The 539-nt window shown below is 71.4% G+C and carries 1 protein-coding gene; it reads right to left on the bottom strand.

Annotated elements, in window-relative coordinates; translation table 11 throughout:
* Positions 1 to 539, bottom strand: a 539-nt coding sequence (locus G3I71_RS46320) for a methylenetetrahydrofolate reductase (RefSeq protein WP_203733081.1), incomplete at both ends; no start/stop codon positions are given.

Below are 539 nucleotides of genomic sequence, written 5' to 3'. Positions count from 1 at the left end.
GGGTGTCGCAGCCCGCCTTCGCGACGCTGTCGCGCAGCCGCAGATAATTCTCCGGATCGAAGAACATCTGGGTGATGGCGTAGTCCGCGCCCGCGCGACACTTGTCCACGAAGTGCCGGATGTCCGTGTCCCAGTCCTCCGAGCGGGGGTGCATCTCGGGGAACGCGGCGACGCCGACGCAGAAGTCCCCGGACTCCTTGAGCAGCCGGACCAGGTCGGCGGCGTAGTCCACGCCCTCGGGGTGCTTGAGCCACGGCGCCATCGGGTCGCCCGGCGGGTCCCCGCGCAGCGCGAGCATGTTGCGGATCCCGGCGTCCGCGAACTGGCCGATGACGTGGCGCAGCTCGGCGACCGAGTGGTCCACGGCGGTGAGGTGCGCGACGGGTGTCAGGGTGGTGTCGGCGGCGATCTGCTGGGTCGCGCGGACGGTGCCGCCGCGGGTGGAGCCACCGGCCCCGTAGGTCACCGAGACGAAGCTCGGGGAGACCGCCTCGATCCGGCGGAGCGCGTTCCAGAGGTTGCGCTCGCCCTTCTCCGTC

Source organism: Streptomyces sp. SID12501 (genome assembly GCF_010550245.1).
In the GTDB taxonomy this organism is placed as follows: Bacteria; Actinomycetota; Actinomycetes; order Streptomycetales; family Streptomycetaceae; genus Streptomyces.
Note: the sequence above shows the minus strand (reverse complement) of the source record. Positions and strands in the feature narration are given on the sequence as shown.